This is a genomic window from Aeromonas sp. ZOR0002, from assembly GCF_963866995.1.
GTDB lineage: Bacteria > Pseudomonadota > Gammaproteobacteria > Enterobacterales > Aeromonadaceae > Aeromonas > Aeromonas caviae.
In genome coordinates, this window is the sequence record NZ_CAWMFQ010000300.1 from 1 (window position 1) to 561 (window position 561).

The 561-nt window shown below is 67.9% G+C and carries 1 protein-coding gene and 1 pseudogene; both read left to right on the plus strand.

Going from position 1 to position 561, the window contains the following annotated elements:
- Positions 1-335: rubredoxin (locus tag AACR77_RS15985; protein WP_042882722.1), on the plus strand; the 335-nt coding region annotated here is incomplete at its 5' end.
- Positions 332-561: pseudogene (locus AACR77_RS15990) on the plus strand (NADH:flavorubredoxin reductase NorW); the annotation flags it as partial. The gene AACR77_RS15985 and the pseudogene AACR77_RS15990, both read left to right, overlap by 4 nt.

A 561-nucleotide genomic window follows, 5' to 3' on the forward strand; every position in this document is an offset into this window, starting at 1 on the left:
CCGAATGCCGCGAGCACGGCCGCCAGCTCGCCCGTCAGTGGGCGCTGCACCCGCTCGAGGCGCCCCGCCCGATCACCACAACCCAGGCAACCGTGACGCCAGTATCCGTGCCAGCCAAGACCCCGCAAGCCACTCCGGCTGCCGCCGAATGGGATGACGACCAGGCCATGCTCTGCACCGTCTGCCAGTGGGTTTACGACCCGGCCCAGGGCGAGCCGGATCAGCTGGTGGCGCCGGGCACCCCCTGGGCCCAGGTACCGGAGAGCTTCCTCTGCCCGGGTTGCGGCATCGGCAAGGAGGTATTCGAACCCTGCGCCGTGGAGGCCTGTGTATGAGCACAACAACGCAGAGTGACGCCGGCATCAGCCGGGAGATAGTGGTGATCGGCAGCAGCTTCGCTGCCCAGCAGCTGGTCAAGAGCCTGCGCAAGCTGGACTGGGATCAGCCCATCCGCCTCATCACCGCCGACAGCGGCGACGAGTACAACAAGCCGGACTTGAGCCATGTGGTGAGCCGGGGCTGCGCCGCCGCAGCCATGACCCGTCTTAGCGGCAGCGACTT